This window comes from Pedobacter sp. (genome assembly GCF_035317785.1).
GTDB lineage: Bacteria > Bacteroidota > Bacteroidia > Sphingobacteriales > Sphingobacteriaceae > Pedobacter.
In genome coordinates this window covers 1-23363 of sequence record NZ_DATHGC010000273.1, presented here as the reverse complement: position 1 = coordinate 23363, position 23363 = coordinate 1, and the positions used below count along the sequence as shown (strand labels likewise).

General features: G+C 44.3%; 20 protein-coding genes and 2 pseudogenes. 10 read left to right on the top strand and 12 right to left on the bottom strand.

The features are described 5' to 3' along the window. Positions 1 to 658 (bottom strand): annotated as a pseudogene (locus tag VK541_RS16975) (DNA ligase); the annotation flags it as partial. 180 nt (positions 659 to 838) lie between these two features. Continuing rightward, positions 839 to 2512 (bottom strand): FAD-dependent oxidoreductase, encoded by a 1674-nt coding sequence (locus VK541_RS16970; RefSeq protein ID WP_324371528.1) that lies wholly within the window; start codon positions 2510 to 2512, stop codon positions 839 to 841. A gap of 370 nt (positions 2513 to 2882) precedes the next feature. Between VK541_RS16970 and VK541_RS16965 the strand changes: the two genes are divergently transcribed. The 6 genes from VK541_RS16965 to VK541_RS16940 all read left to right on the top strand — a co-directional run bounded on the left by VK541_RS16965 (position 2883) and on the right by VK541_RS16940 (position 9108). Continuing rightward, complete coding sequence (locus tag VK541_RS16965) at positions 2883 to 3299, top strand: hypothetical protein (RefSeq protein WP_324371527.1); 417 nt, start codon at positions 2883 to 2885, stop codon at positions 3297 to 3299. A 110-nt stretch (positions 3300 to 3409) separates the two neighbouring features. Next, on the top strand, positions 3410 to 6802 hold the full coding sequence (ileS, locus tag VK541_RS16960; RefSeq protein ID WP_324371526.1) for an isoleucine--tRNA ligase: 3393 nt from the start codon (positions 3410 to 3412) through the stop codon (positions 6800 to 6802). 5 nt (positions 6803 to 6807) lie between these two features. Then, positions 6808 to 7191: a TraR/DksA family transcriptional regulator gene (locus VK541_RS16955; RefSeq protein WP_285059310.1), complete on the top strand. Its 384-nt coding sequence runs from the start codon at positions 6808 to 6810 to the stop codon at positions 7189 to 7191. Then, positions 7191 to 7793, top strand: coding sequence for a lipoprotein signal peptidase (locus tag VK541_RS16950; RefSeq protein WP_324371524.1), 603 nt, complete (start codon positions 7191 to 7193; stop codon positions 7791 to 7793). The genes VK541_RS16955 and VK541_RS16950 overlap by 1 nt, the downstream gene beginning before the upstream one ends. Positions 7794 to 7874: 81 nt before the next feature. Further along, complete coding sequence (locus VK541_RS16945) at positions 7875 to 8582, top strand: SIMPL domain-containing protein (RefSeq protein WP_324371522.1); 708 nt, start codon at positions 7875 to 7877, stop codon at positions 8580 to 8582. Positions 8583 to 8793: 211 nt separating this feature from the next. Then, the gene (locus tag VK541_RS16940) at positions 8794 to 9108 is read left to right on the top strand and encodes a hypothetical protein (protein WP_324371521.1); all 315 of its coding nucleotides are present in this window, start codon (positions 8794 to 8796) and stop codon (positions 9106 to 9108) included. A 69-nt stretch (positions 9109 to 9177) separates the two neighbouring features. On the opposite strand, the gene serS is transcribed toward VK541_RS16940, so the two are convergent. Further along, a complete protein-coding gene (serS, locus tag VK541_RS16935; RefSeq protein ID WP_324371520.1) occupies positions 9178 to 10449 on the bottom strand; it encodes a serine--tRNA ligase in 1272 nt (423 codons plus the stop codon). 76 nt (positions 10450 to 10525) lie between these two features. Between serS and rsmI the strand changes: the two genes are divergently transcribed. The 3 genes from rsmI to lnt are packed head-to-tail and all read left to right on the top strand — an operon-like array spanning position 10526 to position 13549. Continuing rightward, positions 10526 to 11233, top strand: a complete 708-nt coding sequence (gene rsmI, locus VK541_RS16930; RefSeq protein ID WP_324371518.1) for a 16S rRNA (cytidine(1402)-2'-O)-methyltransferase — start codon at positions 10526 to 10528, stop codon at positions 11231 to 11233. A 39-nt stretch (positions 11234 to 11272) separates the two neighbouring features. Beyond that, positions 11273 to 11899 (top strand): PH domain-containing protein, encoded by a 627-nt coding sequence (locus VK541_RS16925; protein ID WP_324371517.1) that lies wholly within the window; start codon positions 11273 to 11275, stop codon positions 11897 to 11899. 9 nt (positions 11900 to 11908) lie between these two features. After that, positions 11909 to 13549 carry an apolipoprotein N-acyltransferase gene (lnt, locus tag VK541_RS16920; RefSeq protein ID WP_324371516.1) on the top strand — a complete coding sequence of 547 codons (1641 nt, stop codon included), beginning with the start codon at positions 11909 to 11911 and terminating at the stop codon, positions 13547 to 13549. Here the strand turns inward: lnt and VK541_RS16915 are convergent. Both VK541_RS16915 and VK541_RS16910 read right to left on the bottom strand, forming a co-directional pair. Further along, positions 13546 to 15186, bottom strand: coding sequence for an NAD+ synthase (locus VK541_RS16915; RefSeq protein WP_324371515.1), 1641 nt, complete (start codon positions 15184 to 15186; stop codon positions 13546 to 13548). The two genes, lnt and VK541_RS16915, sit on opposite strands and share 4 nt — an antisense overlap. Before the next feature lie 15 nt (positions 15187 to 15201). Beyond that, on the bottom strand, positions 15202 to 15882 hold the full coding sequence (locus tag VK541_RS16910; RefSeq protein ID WP_324371514.1) for a porin family protein: 681 nt from the start codon (positions 15880 to 15882) through the stop codon (positions 15202 to 15204). A gap of 13 nt (positions 15883 to 15895) precedes the next feature. On the opposite strand from VK541_RS16910, the gene gldB reads away from it, so the two are divergent. Then, positions 15896 to 16951, top strand: a complete 1056-nt coding sequence (gene gldB / locus VK541_RS16905) for a gliding motility lipoprotein GldB (RefSeq protein ID WP_324371513.1) — start codon at positions 15896 to 15898, stop codon at positions 16949 to 16951. 10 nt (positions 16952 to 16961) lie between these two features. Here gldB and VK541_RS16900 read toward each other — a convergent pair whose 3' ends face one another. The 7 genes and pseudogenes from VK541_RS16900 to VK541_RS16870 form a co-directional block, all read right to left on the bottom strand. Then, complete coding sequence (locus tag VK541_RS16900) at positions 16962 to 17684, bottom strand: 2-phosphosulfolactate phosphatase (protein ID WP_324371512.1); 723 nt, start codon at positions 17682 to 17684, stop codon at positions 16962 to 16964. Between the two features lie 20 nt (positions 17685 to 17704). Then, positions 17705 to 18784, bottom strand: coding sequence for a glycine cleavage system aminomethyltransferase GcvT (gcvT, locus tag VK541_RS16895; protein WP_324371511.1), 1080 nt, complete (start codon positions 18782 to 18784; stop codon positions 17705 to 17707). A gap of 40 nt (positions 18785 to 18824) precedes the next feature. Continuing rightward, the gene (locus tag VK541_RS16890; protein WP_324371510.1) at positions 18825 to 20027 is read right to left on the bottom strand and encodes a glycosyltransferase family 4 protein; all 1203 of its coding nucleotides are present in this window, start codon (positions 20025 to 20027) and stop codon (positions 18825 to 18827) included. Between the two features lie 17 nt (positions 20028 to 20044). Beyond that, positions 20045 to 20656, bottom strand: coding sequence for a ribonuclease HII (locus VK541_RS16885; RefSeq protein WP_324371509.1), 612 nt, complete (start codon positions 20654 to 20656; stop codon positions 20045 to 20047). Positions 20657 to 20691: 35 nt separating this feature from the next. Next, positions 20692 to 21777, bottom strand: coding sequence for an ABC transporter permease (locus VK541_RS16880; protein WP_324371508.1), 1086 nt, complete (start codon positions 21775 to 21777; stop codon positions 20692 to 20694). Positions 21778 to 21781: 4 nt separating this feature from the next. Next, complete coding sequence (locus tag VK541_RS16875) at positions 21782 to 22918, bottom strand: glycosyltransferase family 2 protein (protein ID WP_324371507.1); 1137 nt, start codon at positions 22916 to 22918, stop codon at positions 21782 to 21784. Further along, a pseudogene (locus VK541_RS16870) lies at positions 22896 to 23363 on the bottom strand (hypothetical protein); the annotation flags it as partial. The gene VK541_RS16875 and the pseudogene VK541_RS16870, both read right to left, overlap by 23 nt.

The following is a 23363-nucleotide window of genomic DNA, read 5'->3' as shown; positions in this document are numbered from 1 at the left end:
CTTTAAAAACTTTGCTGAGTCTCACACAGTCATCATCCTGTGGCAATACCACTTCCAGGATCGCCTGCCGCTCGGCTAAGGGTAGTTCCGTTAAGTCCTTTCCCTCGTACCAGATCAGATCAAACACGTAATAAACCAGTTCCCCGTCCGCCTCACTACGCCAGTTCTGGAGGTCGCCAAATTTCGATATGCCTTTTTCATTGATCACAAGGATCTCTCCATCTACTACAATGTCTTTTTTCCAGGTTTGCAGCATCTGGAAAATGGGATAGAATTTTTCATTGAACTGCTTGTTGTTGCGCGAAAGCAACTGCACATCGCCATTCTTCAGGCAAAAGCCCAGAGCGCGGTAGCCATCCCATTTGACTTCATATACCCATTCCGGATCATCAAATGGCTTATCTACCAGTGTGGCCAGCATAGGCTTCATCCCTATGGGGACCTTTGACTTCGTTCCTTTTTTTAACAAGGCTTTGATGTCCGAGCCCAGTTCCCGCGGTTTTTCAGTTATCGTGTCCTGCTCGAAATTGGCTGCGACAACTTTAGCGGCGCCTTTCTTTGCGCTGCTTTTTTCCGCCTGCTCAATGGTCTTTTCCGAGCGTACCGATTTATCTTTTTTAGTAAAATCGTGTTTTCCCTTGTATTTCTGAAGGCTCATGGAATGAGTATTTATTGCTAAACAGCCGTCGCGGCACTAAAGTTTAGTCATTTTGATGCCGGATTAACCCAGCATGCCAAATAATCACAGCGAATTCTATTGCTGCCTGACCTGACTCGTCCTGAACAAAAAGCTTCAAGTTGGTCATTTAATCAGGACCACGACAACACAGCTATCCACTTATTTACCAAACCGCAATTTCTGGTTTTCCTTCAATAAGACCTGCTCCAGCTTTTCATAGCTCACATCCTGAACCGCAACCTGATCATCGATGGCCAGTACAGCAGCAGCTGCAGCAGATTCCCCAAGGATCATAAACACCGGCTCCATCCTCGCCGAGCCATAAGCAATATGTGAGCTCGACAAACAGACCGGGACCAGCAGGTTTTTGCATTCAGATTTTTTAGGAACAATGGCGCCGTATCCGATACTGTAAGGTACCGGAGCCTTCACCCCGATGTCTCCTTCATTCTGCACAAATCCTTTATCTGTTACATAACGCTGGGTGTTGTGTGAATCCAGGGAATAAGAGCCCATTCCAATAGGCTTAGGTACTTCTTTTTTGCCCAGCACCTCATTTTCAGTCATTACATAATCGCTGACCATTCTCCTGGCCTCTCTGATGTAAAGCTGGTGCGGCCAGTTGCCGTTGTCTTTAAATTCATCTTTGGAAAGTCCCCAGGTCTTTAAGCGGTTTTGCAGGTTCGCAGGCACCCTTGGGTCTGTGATCATAAAATAATACAGGCCTTTCTGATAGTCTTCATGTGCTTTGATCATCTTCTTGCGCTGTGCGTAAGAGGCTTCAGGATAATCATAGTTCATTCCGATATAATCTGTACTGAAAGGGCCATGATTATTGGTGTCTGTTTTTCGGTTAGGGATGTCATCAAATTTATCAAAAAGCTCATTCCAACCGCTTTGAAATACCCTGGCCAGCAGTTCATAATTTAGTGGATCGTAGCCATCAGGCTTAGGAAAAGCAATACGGTTATCGGGATGATTGGTCAGGCACATCCTGAAACAATAGGCCTGAAGCTTGTTGTCGCCTGAACCATTAATGCCCGGTTTCTCAGCAGAAATATCTGCAAGCAGGCCGCTTGCCGGATTTCCGGGAATTTTGTATGGATCGACCTCCTTTTTAAAATGATGCCCGTGCTGAAATACTCCTGTTTGAATGCCATTCCACTCTTCACCATATACCGCACTGGCTTCCCGTCCTATGTGATAACTTACACGGGCCGCGGCCATCAGGTCTCCTTCATAAGTGGCGTCAATAAACATTTTACCGGTATAAATTTTTCCGCTCATCGTCCTGATCGACAAAATCCGGCCCTTTTTCATGACTACGCCGTTCTTCCTGTTCAGCCACTCCTTTCTATAGACGGTGATCTTATTTTCCTTTATAAAGTCCTCCATGATCTGTTCGGCAACATGAGGTTCAAAGATCCACATGGTACGTTCCTTGCCATCCATGGCAGGTGTTCCCTGTCCCTTATTTCCGTATTCTTCTTTCTTTTGCCACATCCAGGCATCCTGCTGCTGATAATGCATATAAACCCGGTGATAAAACTCCCTGGACAAGCCGCCGATCACTTCTTTATTGCCTGTGTCCGTAAAGCCCAGCCCGCCAGATGACAAACCGCCCAGGTGCCGGTCAGGGGATACAATGATCACTTGTTTACCGTCTTTAGCTGCCCTTACAGCAGCGGTTACAGCCGCAGAAGTTCCGCCGTAAATGATAATGTCTGCTGTATAAGCAACAGCTGCGGGGGGAACAGGCACTGCCCTGGTCTCTGCACAAATCAATATCAGCAGTAAAAAAAGGAAGGGCTTGGGTAAAATAGTATTGATCATATCAGAAATGTTTAAACAAATGTTAATGTAATGATTATTGTTTGATTTTTAAGGGGCGTTATGTCAACACATTGATGAATTTGATACACTACGCAATTTCCCCATACCGTCATTCTATGTAATTAAGCGACATTTTTTTAATTGGCTTGCCTTTTGCATTAACTGATATGTCCGGGGAGGAATTTTTATAGAAAATGAGGGTGAAAATTAGAGGGAGCGAGAGAGAACAGTGAGGGAGAAGTTCCGGGAATGGGATGGATGTTGTTAGGGTTACATCCATCCCGCTGCCTGGAAACACCATCAGCAGCAAACAAATCTTTTTGTAGCGTTTTTAAGGTTTAATACGTATTAGCATTAAATCTAAATAACCATGTATAAAACCGCTTTGATATTCCTTTGTGCAGTGCTGTTCACCGCCTGCGATAAAACGAACAATTCAGACTGTCCTTCTTTAATCTGTACAGAGAATTTTGCAATGGTGACCTTCAGCTTTACCAATAAAGATGGTGTTGGTGTAGGTATCAAAAATTACAGCGCGGTAAACCAAAGAACAGGCGATACCATTAAAACTTCCGGCATAGCAAGCCTGACGCTCGTAGCAGGTACTTATGTGGTGGTGGATGACAATTATGTTAAAAAACTGTCAGAGGAAGGAGACGACATTAAGGTCTCTGGCACCCTTGAAGCCACCAATCAGACCAAAACGGCAATTCTAAAAGTTTCCGGCGGCAAATGCGCCTGCCACATCGAAAAAATCTCTGGCCCTGAACAGGTTGCATTTGATTAGTACTTCTGCAAAACTGTATTAGCCAATCTGTAAAACAGTTTGTCGCATACTTCGATTTCTCAATCAAATACCTTAACTTTGCATCCTTAATTTTTGGAGATACTTGATTGATGTATAGGGAATTTAAACAATTAGAACTGGCTAAAATAGGGAAAGAGATACTTGAGTTCTGGAAAGCGGAAAACATTTTTGAGAAAAGCATTTCTACCCGGTCAAAATCGAACCCGTTTACTTTTTATGAGGGCCCGCCTTCCGCAAACGGAATGCCCGGGATCCATCATGTTATGGCCCGTGCTATTAAAGACATTTTCTGCCGCTATAAAACCATCAAAGGATTTCAGGTAAAACGAAAAGCCGGATGGGATACCCATGGTCTTCCTGTGGAGCTGGGCACTGAAAAAGAGCTGGGCATCACCAAGGAAGACATCGGCAAAACCATTTCCATAGAAGAATACAACGAAGCCTGTAAAAAGACCGTCATGCGTTATACCGATGTGTGGAACGACCTGACCGAAAAAATGGGCTATTGGGTAGATATGGCCGATCCGTACATTACCTACAAGTCGAAATACATGGAGTCGGTATGGTGGCTGTTAAAGCAGATCTACGATAAGGGATTGTTGTATAAAGGTTATACCATCCAGCCTTATTCTCCAAAGGCGGGTACAGGACTCAGCTCTCATGAGGTCAACCAGCCCGGCGCATACCGGGATGTAACGGACACGACCATTGTGGCGCAGTTCAGATCTTTGCCCGAAACACTGCCTGCATTTTTACAGGGTTTTGGCGACATTCATTTGATGGCCTGGACCACTACGCCATGGACGCTGCCTTCCAATACAGCACTGACCGTAGGTCCTAAGATCAACTATGTGCTGGTAAAAACTTTTAATCAATATACTTTCCTTCCTGTAAATGTGATCCTGGCAAAAAACCTTGTCGGAAAACAGTTTAACAAAGTTTATTTTGAATCTGCGGAAGCTGAGGATTTCAGCAGCTTCGCAGCAGGCGATAAGAAGATTCCTTACCAGATCCTTACCGAATGCAAAGGCGCTGATCTGGTTGGCATTAAATACGAGCAGCTTTTGCCTTATGTACTGCCTTACCAGAATCCGGAAAATGCTTTCCGTGTGATTTCCGGAGATTTTGTAACGACAGAAGACGGAACAGGTATCGTGCACACTGCCCCCACTTTTGGTGCTGATGATGCTAAGGTCGCGAAGGAAACTATTCCCGAAGTACCGCCGATGCTGGTACTGGATGAAAACGGATCTCCGGTTCCGCTGGTGGACTTGCAGGGAAAATTCACGGCACACCTGGGTGACCTGGCAGGAAAATACGTTAAGAACGAATATTATGATGAAGGTGAGGCTCCGGAGAAATCTGTAGATGTAGAGATCGCTATTCGCCTGAAAGAAGAAAATAAAGCTTTTAAAGTAGAGAAATATGTGCACAGTTACCCGCACAGCTGGAGAACTGACGAGCCGCTTTTATATTATCCGCTGGATTCCTGGTTCATCAAGGTAACGGACATCAAGGACAGGATGTTTGACCTGAACGAGACCATCAACTGGAAGCCAAAATCTACAGGAGAAGGCCGTTTTGGAAACTGGCTGAAAAACGCGAATGACTGGAACTTGTCCAGGTCAAGGTATTGGGGGATTCCGCTGCCGATCTGGAGAACTGAAGATAAGAAAGAAGAAGTGCTGATCGGCTCTGTGGAAGAACTGTACAACGCAATTGAAAAATCAATTGAAGTCGGCCTGATGAAGGAAAATCCCTTTAAAGGATTTGAGATCGGAAACATGTCGGAAGCCAATTATGACCTGGTTGACCTGCATAAAAATGTGGTAGACGGGATTGTGCTGGTTTCTCCGTCAGGAAAAGCAATGAGCCGTGAAAGCGACCTGATCGACGTTTGGTTTGATTCCGGGGCCATGCCTTATGCACAATGGCACTATCCTTTTGAGAACAAGGATAAGATCGATGAGAACAAAGATTTCCCCGCTGATTTTATAGCTGAGGGTGTAGACCAGACCCGTGGGTGGTTTTATACTTTACATGCCATTGGGGCATTGGTATTTGATAAGATTGCTTATAAAAATGTGGTTTCCAACGGACTTGTACTGGATAAGAACGGGCAAAAGATGTCCAAGCGTCTTGGAAATGCAGCCGATCCGTTCAAGACCCTGGAGGAGTACGGCCCGGACGCCACCCGCTGGTACATGATCTCCAATGCAAACCCATGGGACAACCTCAAGTTTGACATTGAAGGGATAGCTGAAGTACGCCGTAAATTCTTCGGTACGCTATACAACACCTATGCATTCTTTGCTTTGTATGCAAACATCGACAAGTTTGAAATAGACCACAATAACCTGACCCCGGTTGCTGAACGCAGTGAACTGGACAGGTGGATCTTATCGCTGCTGCAAAACTTAATAGCCGAAGTGGATGAAAGCTATGCGGCTTATGAGCCAACCAGGGCTGCAAGGGCCATTCAGGCTTTTGTGGATGAACATCTGAGCAACTGGTACATCCGCTTATCGCGCCGCCGCTTCTGGAAAGGAGAAATGACTGCGGATAAGAAAGCGGCATATGAGACTTTATATGCCTGTCTGACCAGCATTGCACAGCTGATGTCCCCTATTGCGCCATTCTTTGCAGACTGGCTGTTCCAGAACCTGACTGCCGGGGATGCTGGAAACAAATTTGAATCTGTACACCTGACCATACTTGCCCCTGTTGATGCTTCTCTGATAGACAATGAGCTGAATGAGCGCATGCGTCTGGCACAGGACATCTCCTCAATGGTATTGTCCCTGAGAAAAAAGACCAGTATCAATGTACGCCAGCCGTTAACCAAGATCCTGATCCCTGTGCTGGACAGTAAGTTTGCAGAACGGGTAGAGCTGGTCAAAGAACTGATCTTATCGGAAACCAATGTGCGGGATATTGAGTACATTACAGATACCGCAGATTTCATCACCAAAAAGATCAGACCGAACTTTAAGGCATTGGGACAAAAGGTAGGAAAAGACATGAAAGCTGTCGCACAGGCCATTTCAGAATTTAACCAGAATGACATCGCTAAACTGGAAGGCGAAGGCCAGATCCAGGTGCTTGATGGCAGATTCAGTATCCTTCCTGAGGATGTAGAAATCATGGCTGAAGACATTCCCGGATGGCAGGTGACCAGTATGGGCAGTCTGACGGTAGCGCTGGATGTGACCATAACTGAGGAACTGAAGCAGGAAGGACTCTCACGCGAACTGATCAACAGAATCCAGAACTTAAGGAAAGAGCTCACCTTTGAAGTGACGGACAGAATTACAGTGACTTTACAGAACCATAATTTGATAACCGGGGCTGTGGAGAAAAATAAGCGTTACATTTGCGCGGAAATCTTAGCGGATGATATTAAATTAACAGAATCTTTAGATAACGGAAACAAAATAGTAATCGATGATGTTGAACTACAAATTTTGATTGCACAACAATAAATATTATGGAAAAAGCTACAAAAACCCGGTACTCGGATAGTGAACTTCAGGAATTCAAAGAATTGATCCAGGATAAGCTGCGTATGGCAAGAGAAGAATTTCTGGACCTTTCACGCTCGTTGAGCAGTCCAAATTCTAATGGTACAGAAGATACTTCAGGAACATATAAAACGCTCGAGGATGGTTCTGCTACACTTGAAAAAGAACAATTAAACCAGCTGGCTGCACGTCAGAAAAAGTTTATCGAAAATCTTGAAGCGGCATTGGTTCGTATCGAAAACAAGACCTATGGCATTTGCAGGGAAACCGGCAAGTTGATCCAAAAGGAACGTTTGCGTGCGGTACCTCATGCTACATTGAGTATGGAAGCTAAGCTGAAGCAGTCGTAATGAAGGGATATACAAAACCTTTACTCATTATCTTCCTGGTGTTGCTGGCTGATCAGGTTCTGAAGACCTGGATCAAGACCAATATGTATATCGGTCAGGAATTTAAGATTTTCGGAAACTGGTTCATCATCCATTTTACGGAGAACAATGGAATGGCTTTTGGTCTTGAGTTTGGCGGTGAATTTGGTAAGCTGGCCTTGTCTTTGTTCAGGATCGCTGCTGTTGCGGGGATCGGTTATGGACTGCACTACCTGATCCAGAAGAAATACCATAGAGGACTGATCTTAAATGTTGCCCTGATATTTGCAGGGGCGTTAGGAAACATCATTGACTCCGTATTGTATGGGGTGATCTACGGCTACGCAGGTTTGTTCCACGGCCGGGTGGTAGATATGTTCTATTTTCCGCTGCTGGAAGGTGTATTCCCGGGCTGGGTTCCCATATGGGGGGGTGAAGATTATATATTTTTCAGACCTGTATTTAACATTGCTGATGCGGCCATTTCTGTTGGCGTAGTGATTATTCTGATCTTCCAGAAATCTTATTTTAAAGAAGAAAGTAAAGAAGAAATAGGACCTAATAATGAGGTAGTTGAAGATTAACCTTCACTTTATTTATATGCTGTTTGTGGAATTGGTATGATATTTACATCTATCTTTCAAATACACAAAAGAATATTTATTATGAAAAAGTTAATGACCCTTGCCTTTGTTGCCTTATTTAGTGTAAGTGCCCTGGCCCAACAAGTAGATTTACGCAGGAAGATCAATGTAAGCGGATCGGCGGAGACTGAGATTACGCCGGATATCATTTATATCAGCATCTCACTTAAGGAATATCTTAAAGACAACAATAGTAAGAAAAAAGTAGACATCAATACGTTGGAAAACCAGCTCTATGCTGCAATACAAAAGGCCGGTGTTGACAAGGAAAATCTGACGATCAACAACCTGTCGAGCTTTTCATGGGCTACCGAGAAAAAGAAAAACCCGGATTTTCTGGCCAGCAAGCAGTATCGCCTTAAGGTTTCTGACCTCAATAAGTTCAATGACATCATTGGCGCGGTTGATCCTAAAGGAATAGCTTCTACCAACATCGAGAGCTACGATTACTCCAAAATCACAAGCCTTAAAAAAGAGCTGAAGATTCAGGCATTGCAGGCCGCCAAAGCTAAAGCAACTTACCTCGTTGAGGCACTGGGCGACAAACTGGGCAGCGCGATAGACATTCAGGAGATCGAAAATCAGGTTTATCCTCAGGCCATGTATCGTACTTCGAACGTAATGATGAAGGCTGAAAGTGCCGACATGGCCGGTGCAGCCGCTCCCGACATTGATTTCAAAAAGATCAAATTAAACTACGTAATGAATGTAGTTTTTGAGATCAAATAACGGTCAGTGACTACAAGAGTAGACAGTTTTAATTCAAAAACATTTAAAAAACCTATCAAATAGCTTTGGTAGGTTTTTTGTTATTACAGTTCTGATCAAAAACTTGAATAGGAGACCTGCGAAGCAAGCTTCATTGAAAAAAAACTAAATCAAAACATCATGAAACCTGCGAAGCAAGCTTCATGGCAATTAAAAACAAAACTAAAACATCATGAAAAAATTAATTTACTCTTTAACACTTATTTTTGCGCTTACTATCAGTGCAAATACAGTTTCTGCCGCAGGTAATGCTGACAAGGTTAAAACTGAAATGACTGCTGAACAGAAGATTCAGCTGAAAAGAATTACTGACCGCGTGGAAGAGATCAAAGCCATGGATAAGTCAGAATTATCCAGAGATGAGAAGAAAGCTTTAAAAAGCGAATTGAAAAATTTAAAACAGGAAGCCCGTGCAATGGGTGGCGGTGTTTATCTTTCTGTTGGAGCGATCATTATCATCATTTTGCTGCTGATCCTGATACTTTAATATTAACTACCTATATAATCCATCTACTTATTAAAAACGAAAAGCCCCGGTGATGAACCGGGGCTTTTTTTAATCGATATATTCGAAGCCCGTGTACTTGACCAGTGCCTCAGGAATCTTAATTCCTTTATCGGTCTGGTTATTTTCCAAAATAGACGCTACTATGCGCGGCAATGCCAGGGCACTTCCGTTTAGCGTATGCGCCAGCTGTGTTTTGCCAGCCGCCCCCTTGAACCTTAGTTTAAGCCTGTTGCTCTGGTAAGTCTCAAAATTAGAAACAGAAGATACTTCCAGCCAGCGTTGCTGGGCTGCACTCCATACTTCCATATCATAAGTCATAGCCGCGGTAAAGCCCATATCGCCGCCGCACAAACGCAATACACGGTAATGCAATCCAAGTTCCTGCAGCAGGGACTGAACGTAAGCACTCATTTGCTCGAGCACTTCATAGGACTGATCCGGATGCACAATTTGCACCACTTCTACTTTATCAAATTGATGCAATCTGTTTAGGCCCCTTACATGCGCGCCATAAGATCCCGCCTCTCGCCGAAAGCATGCGGTATAAGCTGTGTTTTTGATGGGCAGCTCTTCTTCCTTCAGGATCACGTCTCTGTAAAGATTGGTCACCGGAACTTCTGCAGTAGGAATGAGGTACAGGTTGTCTATGCCTGCATGGTACATCTGCCCTTCTTTGTCCGGCAGCTGGCCTGTGCCAAATCCGGATGCCTCGTTGACCAGATGCGGCACCTGCATTTCCCTGTATCCCGCTGCTGTGGCATGATCCAAAAAGAAATTGATCAGGGCCCTTTGCAGCTTTGCTCCCTTACCTTTGTAAACAGGAAATCCTGCACCGGTGATCTTTGTACCCAGCTCAAAATCAATGATGTCATATTTGGCGGTAAGTTCCCAGTGCGGCAATGCATTAGCCGGCAATTCGGCTGGCTTTCCGTCTGTATAAACCGTTTCGTTCTCCTCGGCCGTGCTTCCTGTCTTTACCAGGTCATGGGGCAGATTTGGCAATTGTACAATAAGGTTATGCAGTTGGGTCTCACTATTTGCCAGCTGATCTGACAGCTTTTTATGTTGTTCTTTACTGTTGGTGGCTTCAGCTTTAAGCGCCTCCGCCTGTTCTTTTTGGCCATTGCGCATCAGTTCACCGATCTGTTTGGCGCTGGCATTGGCTATTGCTGAAAGATTATCCAGGGAGGTTTGAACCTGTCTGCGTTCTTCATCAGTTTTGATGATCTCATCAACCAGTTCGGTTTGTTTAAAATGACGTACACTCAGTCGCTCTAAAACTTTCTCTCTATTTTCGCGGATATAATTAACTTGCAGCATTATTTTATTTTTTGCACAAAGATAAGAACTTAACTCGTCATTGCGAACCCAGCTTGGCAATCGGACACTGAATAATATGGAAGGCAAACTATTTCTTGTACCAACGCCCATAGGCAACCTGGAGGACATGACCTTTAGAGCGATCCGCATACTGAAGGAGGCTGATGTGATCCTGGCCGAGGATACACGTACCAGTGCGCCCATGCTTAAACACTTTGGCATTGACAAAAAGGCGTATTCACACCATCAGCATAACGAGCATCAGGCTACATCGGAGATCATCAAATTTTTGAAGGAGGGTAAAAATGTAGCGCTGATCTCTGATGCTGGAACCCCGGCAATCTCTGATCCCGGGTTCTTCCTGGTCAGAGAAGCGATAAAGAACGATCTCCAGGTGGAATGCCTTCCTGGGGCCACAGCATTTGTCCCCGCACTCGTCAACTCCGGACTGCCTTCCGACAGTTTTGTATTTGAAGGATTCCTCCCGGTAAAGAAGGGCCGGCAGACCAGATTTAAAAAGCTGGCTGAAGAAGAGAGAACCATTGTCCTGTACGAAAGTCCGCACCGTTTGCTGAAGACACTGGAAGAATTTGTACAGTACATGGGCCCCGACAGACAGGCCTCCGTTAGCCGGGAACTCACCAAGTTGTACGAAGAAACGGTTAGAGGCACTTTGACAGAGATAAAATCACATTTTGAAAACAATATATTAAAGGGGGAATTCGTAATTTGTATTGCCGGAGCTGAAGAGGTAAAAAAGAAAACAAAATACGACCGGGATTAATTGGGTGCAGTTTTTGATAAACAAGATAAAAGAGACAACATGAATTTAATAGATAGATTTTTAAGTGATGAACAAGATCCGAAAGCTGTAGAAAAGGTTTTGGGCAAGCTGAATGATATGCTGACAGCGAGCGAGGAACTGATCTACCTTGCTGTACAAAAGCGGCCGGCTGTAAACCTGTTACCGGACTGCATTGCGGTGAGTACAAAACGCATATTTTATTGCACCCCGGGCAATCTTGGCTTCACCATGAACTTCAAAGACATTTCCTGGAAGAGCATCAAGGAAGTTTCTTTCAAAGAGGAAATATTTGGCTCTAAATTTATTTGCGTACCGCTGCACGGAGAGAACATCATCACGGAATACATTCCAAAAGTGCAGGCGCGCAAACTCTACCAGGCTGCGTATGAACAATTGGAAGACTTTAAGGAACAGCAAAGACTGGAAGATCTCGATGAAAGACGTTCTTCAACTTCTCCGGTAACGGTGAATACCCTGTCTGCAGAACCTGTTGAAGAAAAGCCTTTTGTTCGTCCTGCACCGGTGGAAGAGCCTGAAGATGAGACTACGCTGAAATTAAGGAAGCTCAAAACATTGTACGACAAACACCTGATCACCCAGGAGGAATACGAGGCGAAGAAGGCTGATATTTTGGACAGCTTATAGCATTGCTTGATGAAATCTTCTAAAAACACCGCTCTTCTTGCTTTAACCAGTGCGTTTATCCTCTGGCTGGCCTGGCCGCCCATTCCTTATACCACACTATTATTGCTGATTGGACTTGTCCCGCTGCTGATCGCATTAGCGCGAATACAAGAGGGTGACCTTGTAAAAAAAGGCAGGCGTGTGTTTCTGACCGCCGGATTGACTTTCCTGATCTGGAACACGGCCAGCATCTATTGGGTATACAATGCCATTAGTGCTGTAAATGATCCGGTTCCCGCCTTCTTTGTGTCGCTCATCCCTTTTGGGCTTGGGGCCTTGCTGATGACTTTTGCATTTTGGCTGTATTACAGGCTGAACCTGGTAGTCAATAAATACCTCGCTTACCTCGGGTTGATCTGCTTTTATGTGGCTATGGAATTCCTGCATCAAACCTGGGAACTCGCTTTCCCCTGGATGACACTTGGTAATGGTCTTTCGGGCATGCATCAGATTGTGCAATGGTATGAATACACAGGGGTATATGGAGGCTCCGTATGGATCCTGGTCAGTAATATTCTTGCATTCGAAGCTTATAAAAGTTTCAAACAAAAGCTGCCGGCACACAGCAGGTTCAGGTATTCGCTGGTCTGGGTGCTATTCATTATTCTTCCTGCCGGCCTGTCCTTGGGCATATACTATCGGTATACTGAAAAAAAGGTGCCCGTGAATGTAGTGACCGTTCAGCCAAATATAGATCCTTATGATAAATTCGGCAGTCTTTCCTCCGCTCAGCAGCTTAATATGTTAACCCGGCTTTCAGACTCCGTTGCGCAGCCGAACACCGAATATTTTATATGGCCGGAAACAGCGATTCCAAATTATGCAGACGAAGACAGGATCCGAAGCAATTCTGAGTTTCTGACTGCACAGCATTTTCTGGAAAAGTACAAGAACGGAAGCATTATTAGTGGCATAGAGAGTAGAAAGTTCTATAGTGGTAAGCAAAGCCCGTCTGCCAGAAAATACGACAACAGCACTTATATAGATGTCTTTAATGCCGCAATACAAATAGAGAACTCGGCTAATGTACAGTTTTACCACAAGTCTAAATTAGTGCCCGGTGTAGAAAAAATGCCTTTCCCTGCCGCACTTTCTGTATTGGGGCCTGTCTTTGAAGGATTTGGAGGTTCGGTGGGCGGCTATGGCTCGCAAAAACAGCCGGGAGTGTTTTATTCTTACAGTGGTATTGGCGCAGCTCCGGTGGTTTGCTATGAATCCTTATGGGGCGGCTGGATCGGGACCGCCGTTAAGAACGGCGCACAGTTCATCGCCATCATTACCAATGACGGCTGGTGGGGCAATACTTCGGGCAAGGACCAGCATCTGCTCTATGCAAAACTGCGTGCGATCGAAACGCGCCGTTATGTGGTCAGGTCGGCCAATACCGGCATTTCCTGTTTCATTGATCAAAAAGGAGACATTTTACAGCAGAGTAAATGGTGGACGAGGGACGCGCTCAAGGCAGATATCAATCTGAATGACGAGCTTACTTTTTACGTAAAGCATGGCGATTTCATTCCGATGATCCTGTCTGTTCTGGGTATTCTGCTTGCATTGATCATTCCATATCATAAGATCAAAACAGGCATGCAGGTTAAGAAACGGTTTTAGGACAAATACTTTCCCACTATAGGCATTCTTCGGCCCATGCCAAATGCTTTGGGGGAAACCCTCAAGATCGGTGGGGTCTGGTAACGTTTAAACTCCGCCGTGTTCACCATTTTGATGACGCGTCTTACCAATGCCTCATCAAATCCCATCGCTATGATAGCCGTTGAGCTTTGTTTTTGTTCAATATACTGAAATAAGATCTTGTCCAGTTCATCATACTCCGGAAGGGAATCTGAATCTTTTTGTCCGGGTCTGAGTTCCGCCGAAGGCGGTTTAACGATGGAGTTCAGCGGGATGATCTCCTGATCTTTGTTGATGTAACCGGCCAGTTGGTATACCTGGGTCTTGTAGACATCGCCGATCACGCCAATGGCGCCGCACATGTCGCCATAGAGCGTACCATATCCTACAGCGCATTCACTTTTATTGGAAGTATTCAGCAAAATGTAACCAAACTTATTGGACATCGCCATTACAATGACACCCCTGCACCGGGCCTGGATATTCTCTTCAGTAAGGTTAAAGGGTTGCCCGCTAAAAGCAGGAGCCATAATATGGTCAAATGCGTCTGCAACTTCTTTTATCGCAATGATCTGATGCTTACAGCCAAAGTTTTCGACCAGGTCTAAAGCGTCTTTTATGGAGTGATCTGATGAATATTTAGATGGCATCAATACGGCCATGACATTCTCAGGGCCCAGCGCCCGGCAGGCCAATGCACATACGACTGCTGAATCTATCCCTCCTGACAAGCCCAATACCGCTTTGGTAAAGCCGGATTTTGAAAAATAATCTTTAATGCCCAGTATCAGCGCATCGTGAATCTGTTCTATATCCGGAACATGAGGGCGAGATATAGGAGCATATCCCGTTATGGTGTTTCCTGCTATTTCATAAATACGCAGTTCTTCCTTGAAATAAGGCATTTCATCAAGCACATTTCCGGACTTATCAAACACCAGTGATCCACCGTCAAAGATAATCTCGGTCTGCGCGCCGACCTGGTTTACATACAGCAAAGGCAATTGGTATTTCCTGGCATTATCCGCCAGGACGACCACTCTTTCTTCGTCGTGCAAATAAGAAAATGGCGAAGCCGCGATGTTGATCATGAGATCAGGCTGCTGGCGGATCAGTTCATCCATTGGATTGGAAACATACAGCGGATTGTTGTTGATGTTCCAAAGGTCCTCACAGATCGTCAGTGCGATTTTCTGCCCCTTAAATGCTATGCATTCAAACTGAGTAGCCGGCTCAAAATAGCGGTATTCATCAAACACGTCATAGTTGGGCAGCAATGCCTTTTTTACGATGGATTTGACTTCGCCATTTTCGATGAAATAAGCGGCATTGTACAGGTCTTTTCCTGCCAGCACAGTATTCTTTACAGGCAGTCCGACTATGCATGCAATGTCCTGACATTGTTCTGCGATCTTTTGTGCAGCATCTTCACACAAATCAACGAATTCTTCGAATTCAAGAAAATCACGTGGCGGATAACCGCAGATGGCCAGTTCAGCAAACACCACCAGGTCAGCGCCCTGATCTTTCGCCAGCCGAATATTGTCTATGATCTTTTGAGTATTAAATTCAAAATTTCCGATGTGGTAATTGAGCTGAGCAAGTGCAATTTTCATTAGTAAAAAGTTCAGTTAAAAGAAAACACCAAAATTTATGCCGAGGTAGTGGTTGCGTACACTGGTATCTTTATCAGTGGTGATGTCGGTAAACCCGTTGTTGAAGGTCAGTCCGGCAGTAATGCTGGTCTGGCCATTCAGGTCAAACTCACCGCCTGCGCCCAGAAGAAGACCGGCCCTGTAAAATTTAATGTCGTCCGAGACGTTCAGGTCCCTGTAATCAGATTTCCCTGACAGGTCTCCATCTTGCCTGGCTCCTATGTTGAAGTCATTAGAAAGTCCAAACTGCCCGTACCAGCGGACCTGGCCAATCTTTACTGTCCTTAGCTTGAGTGTAAGCGGCAACTCAATATACTGCAATTTATACTTGAGCTCTACCGGAACCTGTGTAGGATTGGGATCGGGGAACTGAGAGGAAAGTGAAGGCATGGTCATCACCTCCGTACTTTTACCATTGATGGTCGTAATCGTCAGTCCGGTTGAAAAGCTATAATTCTCCGTAAAATTAAAATCGGCAAGCAGGCCATAGGCAAAACCCAGAGCCACACTATTGCTTTTACCAACCTGAGGCTTTACCCATCCGAAATTCGGATGTGCAGTTAGCCCCAGCCTAAAACCATAAGAACGTCCGGCATCCTGACCGAATACGCTACCGGCAAAAAACGAAAGCAGCAGCCCGATAAAAGTTCTTTTCATATATTTGTTTCTAATGATACACAACGTAAAATTCCGTCAAAGCTATCTATTTTTTCTGTTTGTGATCGCTTTTTTTTTGCAGTCTGTTTTACTGGTTTCCTGCCGGCAAAATACTAAACCCGATGTTAGTGATATACATCTTGAGGTCAAAACTGAAAGATTTGACAAAGATCTCTATGCGGGAAAATCTATCGCCCTTAAGCTAACCGATTCGTTGCTGAATATAAAATACGGGAAGTTCTATGAGGATTTTGCGCACAGAATGGTTGGCACCCCGGAATACACCACCCTGAAAATTGCCGAAATGATGTATAAAGACCAGGCCTATTCAGATCTGCAAAAGGAGGTGGACAGTGTGTTCAAAGATCTTTCACCTTTCGACAAACAGATCAGTCAGACCTTCAAATACATTAAATATTATTACCCTCAGGCTAAAGTGCCCCGCTTCATTTATTTTGTTTCAGGTTTTGCAGTACAAACTCCCGTTGGTGATGATTACCTGGGTATAGGTCTGGATATGTTTCTGGGCAAGGACAGTAAATTTTATAAAGCCATAGTACGAAGTGTCCCCACTTATCTGTCACGTCGTTTTGCGCCGGAATACCTGGTGCCCCGCGTTGCAGAAACTTATATCCGTGAAGACCTGTTTCCGGAAAGAGATGAAGACCGGACACTGCTTGCGAAAATGATCCATAACGGAAAGGTCCTCTATTTCATGGACCAGGTGCTGCCGGATGATGTTCCTGATTCTGTAAAGATTGGATACACCACCAAACAACTGGATTGGTGCAAGCATTTTGAAGGTGACATCTGGGGCTATTACCTGCAGAGCAACCTGCTGTTTGAAACCGACTATCAGGCAATACAAGTGCTGTTGAGCGATGGCCCTTTTACACCCGGATTGGGAGAAAGGACTGAATCAGCACCTAAACTTGGTGTTTGGACCGGATGGCAGATCGTAAGAAAATACATGCAGGAAAACAAAGAAGTAACACTGGCTCAGTTAATGGGAGAAAGGGACTCCCAAAAGATCCTGAACCTTTCCAAATATAAACCTAAATCTAATTAGCCGGATAAAATCAGGGATTCAGGTTTAATGCGACCAGTGCGTCCCCTTCAAGTACTGGTATAGACTTGCAGATGTTTAGCTGCAAACAGAACCTCACATCCTCTTCTATATTAAGCAGTGCCAGCCTGTAACTGTGTGAAGATTTGCGGATGTAGGTCCTCAGGTCATTTCTCGCAAGCTGATACAGGTCTTCTGCTGCAACTGAAGAATCATCGAAATGGGTAAAGTCCTTCCTCAGTTCAGCAACTACAGCTCCTGCGAATAATGTGTCCTCGAGGTTAAACTGATCCTTCCAGCCCGCGCAAAGGAGCAGCACACTTTTATCCTGTACTTTAAGCCAGTCGCACAAAGCCTGTAAATTCAGAAAAGAACCGATCACCACCTGATTTGCCGCTTCTCTCGCCATGTGCAGCGCTTTTGTGCCATTTGTCGTAGTCAGCACTACCGTTTTACCGGCTACCTTTTCCTTAGTATACGAAAACGGAGAATTGCCAAAATCATAACCCTCGACCACAGATCCGTCGCGTTCTGCAGCCAGCAAAAATCCTTTACCGAAATAGGCCAGACAATCCTCGACATGAGCAACAGGTATGATCGCAGTGGCACCGTTGTCGATTCCATAGACCATAGATGAGGTAGCCCTCAGCACATCTATAACGACCACAATGCTATTGCTGATGTCATAGAGGTGGAGCAACGCCGGAGTTAAACAAACTTCTATACGCTTGTGCATGGGCAGCTTATGGAATGCTATTATTTGTAGAAAGGAAATTTAACAACTCTGGCTTTGATCTTTGTATTGCGGATATTGATGTACAGCTCCGTTCCTTCTTTGTCAAATCCTTTTGCAACATAGCCCATACCGATCGCTTTCTGTAAAGAAGGTGACTGGGTACCGGAAGTTACTTTCCCTATGCCATTTCCTTCCGCATCAACGATCTCATAATCGTTACGGGGGATGCCTCTTTCGACCATCTCAAAACCTACCAGCTTCTTTTTTATACCAGCTTCTTTTTGCGCAAGCAAGGCTTCTGAATTGGTAAATTTCTTACTGAACTTGGTAATCCATCCCAGGCCGGCCTCAATAGGTGATGTCGTATCGTCGATGTCATTGCCATACAGGCAAAATCCCATCTCCAAACGTAAAGTATCACGGGCGCCTAAACCTATAGGTTTGATGCCTAAGGACGAACCTGCGGAAAATATAGCGTCCCATATAGCAACCGCATGTTCATTGTCAAAATAAATTTCAAATCCGCCGGCACCGGTATAACCTGTAGCAGATATCACCACATTATCAATACCGGCAAACTTGCCTTTTACGAAGCTGTAATACTCCATAGAAGCGAGATCAACTCCGGTTAAGGTTTGTAATGCTTCTGCGGCTTTGGGGCCTTGTATCGCGAGCAATGAGGTTTTGTCAGAAATGTTGTGCATCTCCACTCCATTGGTGTTATATCGCTGGATCCAGTTCCAGTCTTTTTCTATATTAGAAGCATTTACGACCAGCATATAGGTCTTTTCATCTATGCGGTAGACCAGCAGATCGTCTACTATCCCGCCCTCTTCATTTGGAAGACAAGAATACTGCACTTTACCGTCGTATAATTTTGATGCATCATTGCTGGTCACACGCTGGATCAGGTCCAGAGCATTTTCCCCTTTCAGGATAAATTCGCCCATGTGGCTTACATCAAATACACCAACACCATTTCTTACTGTTGCATGTTCTGCATTTATGCCTTCGTATTGAACAGGCATATTATAACCTGCGAATGGCACCATTTTAGCGCCCAGCGAAAAGTGTTTTTCTGTTAATGCGGTATTCTTCATATTGTCGGTCTGTAAAAACGTGGGCAAAAGTACATAAAATTTATGCACTAAGTAATTTCTGATAGATATTGAGCATTCTTTGGGAAATGGATGAAATGTCGTGGTCCCTTTCGACCGTTCTCCTGGCATTCTCTCCTATCTCGCGCCACTTATTTGGATTTGTGATGCACTTGAGTATTGCCCTGTAAAACTCATCGGCAGTATCAGCGATCAGAATATCCTTGTCGTGCATGCATTTGATACCCTCGGCTGCCATACTTGTGGCGATGATGCATTTGCTCATGGCCATTCCTTCAATGATCTTAACACGCATCCCGCTTCCAGAAAGCAGCGGTACGATCATAATGGCTTTTGAATTGATAAATTCGACAGCATCGAAAACCTCCCCTTCTACAACAAGATTCTCCGAATCGTATTCAAAGAATTCCCGCTGCATATTTTTGCCTGCAATGTAAAAGCGCAATTCACTGCTCAGCTTCTCGATATCGGGCCATATTTCGTCTAAAAACCACTCCAATCCCTCTTTATTCGGACGCCAGTCCATAGCTCCTAAATGGAACAGGGTCGGAAAACTTGTTTTTGAAGCATCACTTACATATTTGTCAAAGTCCAAAGCCACAGGAAAAACTTCTATACTGGCCTGACCGCCAAACCGTACGATACTCTGTCTGTCCTGTTCACTGATGGCAAAGATCTGATGGAAACGGTTGATCTGTTCTGTTTCATAAACCTTCAGCCTGCGGGCCAGGAACTGAAGATACCTTCTCCTGGGTGTAAAGCTTTCGGTCATTGCGATGCGTTCCCAAACATCAAATTCAATATTGTGCGCCCTGTATATAATTTTGGCTTTGCTGTTCGCCTTCACAATATCCAGGTAAGGAACGATAAACAGGCCTTCAAACTGAATGATGTCAAATTCGTTCTCTTTAAGCACCTCTTCCAGGAGCTTTGCCGCTTCATCGTCATAGTAACGGGAAACGTTATAGGACTGGTTGGAGAATATATTAAAAAAAGCGCCCCAGATGTTCACTTCTGTATCCAGACTGAACGAGTAAAATTTAATATTGTCAAATACCGGGTCATAAATGTCATCAACATCCACCCTGTGCTTGCTGGGGTTAATGCTAAACAAGGTAATGTCAACACCAAGCCGCAGCAATCCCTTCATAGTATTGTAAACTACGATGGGATACCCGCTATTTACCGGGAAAGGAACTCTGCTTGTAATAATTAATGTTTTCAATACTGTGAAAATACTAATTATGCTTCAGTTTCCGAAAACAGCGTTAATTGAGGGTTGGTAATTGAAAAGGTTTTGCGGTGAAAAGGTGACAATCCATGCTCCAGCGCCGCTGTTCTGTGTATTATTGTGGGGTAGCCTTTATTTTGGTGCCATTGATAGTGAGGGTATTGACCGGACAGCGTTTCCATGAACTCGTCACGGTGGGTTTTTGCCAAAACAGAGGCCGCTGCTATATTGAGGTATTTGCCGTCACCCTTGATAATGCAGGAATGAGGAATATTCGGATAGGCTTTAAAGCGGTTTCCATCAATGCTTAAATATTGCGGCTGTATACTTAGCTTCTCTACTGCACGGTGCATCGCCAAAAAAGACGCGTTCAATATATTGATCCTGTCAATTTCAATATTGTCGACTTCTGCTACTGCCCAAGCTATTGCTTCTTTTTCTATGATCAGCCTCAGCGTACTGCGCTGCTTGTAGGTAAGCTTTTTAGAGTCCGTCAGCTCCCCCGCTACAAAATCAGGAGGCAATATCACAGCTGCCGCAAAAACAGGTCCTGCGAGACAGCCCCGACCTGCTTCATCACAGCCGGCTTCCAAAAATTCAGTTTGATAACAGTTTAGCAGCATACGGCAGCAAAGTTAATCATTATATTAAAGCAAGGCTAAACAGAAATATTTTGAGACTTGACATCAAAAGCATCTCTCAAACCTATCGCCAATAAATTAAACGCATACACAGTGAGCATAATTGCCAGTCCGGGTAATACAGCAAGGTATGCGGCGTCCATGACAATATATCCGTAATGTTCCTTAATCATACCTCCCCAGCTCGGCATAGGTGGCTGAGCGCCAAATCCTAAAAAGCTAAGCCCTGTTTCCAGGAGTATAGCAGACGCAAAGTTGGCCGATGCCACAACCAGTATGGGCCCTGCTATGTTAGGTAAAATATGTTTGATGATGGTTCTCGAAGTAGAATATCCAAGCGCCTTTGAGGCTTCTACAAACTCGACTTCTTTTAAGGCCATCACTTGCCCGCGCACCAATCTCGCTACGTCCACCCAGGTCGATAAACCCACTGCTATAAATATCTGCCAGAAGCCTTTTCCAAGCGCAAAAGATATGGCAATGACCAGCAAAAGAGAAGGCAGCGACCAGATTACGTTCATAAACCAGCTGATCGCAGCGTCAGTTTTTCCTCCAAAATATCCTGCCAAAGCACCCAGGCTGACCCCTATGAGCAGAGAGATCAAGACGGCTATTAACCCGACCGACAGCGACACACGAATGCCCAAAACCAGCCGGCTAAACAAATCCCTGCCATAAATATCTGTACCCATCCAAAAGGTCCGGCTGTACCTGTTTGCACCATTTACCAGTGGGTAAGCGGTTTCTTCGGCCTGTTCATCATCACCTATATACTCCCGGGCATACACTATATTCCTTTTCTCCCTGTAGGAAGTTACGGGAATGCTTTTAAAATTGGCTTCCTGTCCGTACAGCATTTTTTCTAAAAAGCCGGTTTCTTTTATATTTTCATTCCTGCTGATGATCAGAAATTGAAATGTTCTTCCCGGCTTCTTATTGGTGAGCTGCAAATGCATGGTATTTGCATAAGGTGTCTGGTCCGGAATGATCAGATAGCCTAAGACTCCCGCAAGCAGCAACAGCAAAATAAACAGCAACCCGCCAAAAGCAAGCTTATTTGCTTTAAACCTTTTCCATATCTTTTGTGAAGGACTGTTATTCATACCTCTATTTTACCATTCTGTCTTTCCAGTTGTATTTTCCGGAGTTACCTGCAATCCCAATGTATACAATATATATAATGTGCAATATATTTAGCACAGGCAATAATATCAACAGCTTTGTTCTCCCCGCAAAACCCGTCACGCCTTTTAAAAATATCAGCTCAACAAGCATCTTGGTGAACAGCTGTACAAGTGCAAGCTTCAGGTAAAAGTCATTAAATAACCCGGCACCAATGTTTATAAGAATGGTTAGATTAAATGCCCAGATACATATGCCCAGAACAATAATCGACTTATTTTTATAACGTGTGCTTTTGGAAGCCCAGCGTTTCCTTTGCTGGATGAATTCCTTAAGTGTCGACTTGGCGTGTGTAAACACTATTGCATCTTCGTTCTTTAAAAAACCAATATTGTTGTCAAACCGGGCGGCAATTTTATGCAGCAGCAGCTCATCGTCTCCCGATGCGAGGTCGTCTATACCCTTAAATCCTCCAACCTCATAAAACGCTTCTTTTTCGTAGGCTAGATTAGCTCCATTGCAAGTCGAAGGTTTTTTATTTCCTATAGTGGAGGCGCCCAGCCCGATCAGGTATAAAAACTCCAGAGACTGCGCTTTTTCAAAAAAATTCTTTTCTTCAAAAAATGTCACCGGAGAGGAGATCATTTTGTGCTGTTTTTCTTCATAAAACGAGACGATGGTTTGCAGCCACCGCGGACCCATCCTGCAATCTGCATCCGTCGTAATGATCAATTTGCCATTGGACTGTCCGATCGCGGTCTGAATTGCTTTCTTTTTATAGGAATTTAATGCTTTGTCTTCATTGAGACTGATCAGCTTAACACCATGTCCACTATATGACCCGATAATTTCGGCAGTGCGGTCTGTGGAATGGTCATCTATAAAAATGATCTCCGTCAGTCCTTTATTGTAGCTTTGCGCAAGCAAGTCATCCAATGTTTTTGAGATGTTATTTTCTTCATTACGCGCAGCTACTATTATTGAAACAGCTGTTCGGCCCCCTTTTAAGCCAGGCTTAAAATTGCTGAGCTTATACCAGCCTCTTACAAATGCAAGCACAACTATTACGTATAAGACCGTCAAAAAACAGGCTATAAAACTAACTACGCTGAAGATTTCCAAAAAAATTGAGTTTAGAAACGAAATAAGTGCCTAATATAGCAGGAATTATAATATTTACCAGCCAGATACTGGCTGTACATGCAATGACCGCCACATCCTGAGTCGTCACCGAACTAAAAAAATAAGAGGCCGTTACACTTCTTACACCTATATCAAAAAGATCAAGAGAGGGTAGGGTCGATTGGACAAAAAACAATATACTCACCATCATCAGGATGTCCAGATAGTGAATCTCGGGGATTAACCAGTGGAACAATATAAAATACTGGGTACTGAAGACCGCATATCTGGCCAGGCAAAACAATAAAATTTTCAGAAGCTCTCTCTTTTTATACCTTGCCAGAATACTGTAGAATTTCTTATACCTGCGCGTAAAACGTATGGAAAGCAGAATCCCGTTTAGCCATCTGATGTTAAAATAAAAAACAATAAAGAACATGCAAAA

Coding starts and splice junctions, on each gene's coding strand:
- VK541_RS16970 (WP_324371528.1), bottom strand. CDS start 2,512: ATGATCAATACTATTTTACCCAAGCCCTTCCTTTTTTTACTGCTGATA.
- VK541_RS16965 (WP_324371527.1), top strand. CDS start 2,883: ATGTATAAAACCGCTTTGATATTCCTTTGTGCAGTGCTGTTCACCGCC.
- ileS (WP_324371526.1), top strand. CDS start 3,410: ATGTATAGGGAATTTAAACAATTAGAACTGGCTAAAATAGGGAAAGAG.
- VK541_RS16955 (WP_285059310.1), top strand. CDS start 6,808: ATGGAAAAAGCTACAAAAACCCGGTACTCGGATAGTGAACTTCAGGAA.
- VK541_RS16950 (WP_324371524.1), top strand. CDS start 7,191: ATGAAGGGATATACAAAACCTTTACTCATTATCTTCCTGGTGTTGCTG.
- VK541_RS16945 (WP_324371522.1), top strand. CDS start 7,875: ATGAAAAAGTTAATGACCCTTGCCTTTGTTGCCTTATTTAGTGTAAGT.
- VK541_RS16940 (WP_324371521.1), top strand. CDS start 8,794: ATGAAAAAATTAATTTACTCTTTAACACTTATTTTTGCGCTTACTATC.
- serS (WP_324371520.1), bottom strand. CDS start 10,449: ATGCTGCAAGTTAATTATATCCGCGAAAATAGAGAGAAAGTTTTAGAG.
- rsmI (WP_324371518.1), top strand. CDS start 10,526: ATGGAAGGCAAACTATTTCTTGTACCAACGCCCATAGGCAACCTGGAG.
- VK541_RS16925 (WP_324371517.1), top strand. CDS start 11,273: ATGAATTTAATAGATAGATTTTTAAGTGATGAACAAGATCCGAAAGCT.
- lnt (WP_324371516.1), top strand. CDS start 11,909: ATGAAATCTTCTAAAAACACCGCTCTTCTTGCTTTAACCAGTGCGTTT.
- VK541_RS16915 (WP_324371515.1), bottom strand. CDS start 15,186: ATGAAAATTGCACTTGCTCAGCTCAATTACCACATCGGAAATTTTGAA.
- VK541_RS16910 (WP_324371514.1), bottom strand. CDS start 15,882: ATGAAAAGAACTTTTATCGGGCTGCTGCTTTCGTTTTTTGCCGGTAGC.
- gldB (WP_324371513.1), top strand. CDS start 15,896: ATGATACACAACGTAAAATTCCGTCAAAGCTATCTATTTTTTCTGTTT.
- VK541_RS16900 (WP_324371512.1), bottom strand. CDS start 17,684: ATGCACAAGCGTATAGAAGTTTGTTTAACTCCGGCGTTGCTCCACCTC.
- gcvT (WP_324371511.1), bottom strand. CDS start 18,784: ATGAAGAATACCGCATTAACAGAAAAACACTTTTCGCTGGGCGCTAAA.
- VK541_RS16885 (WP_324371509.1), bottom strand. CDS start 20,656: ATGCTGCTAAACTGTTATCAAACTGAATTTTTGGAAGCCGGCTGTGAT.
- VK541_RS16880 (WP_324371508.1), bottom strand. CDS start 21,777: ATGAATAACAGTCCTTCACAAAAGATATGGAAAAGGTTTAAAGCAAAT.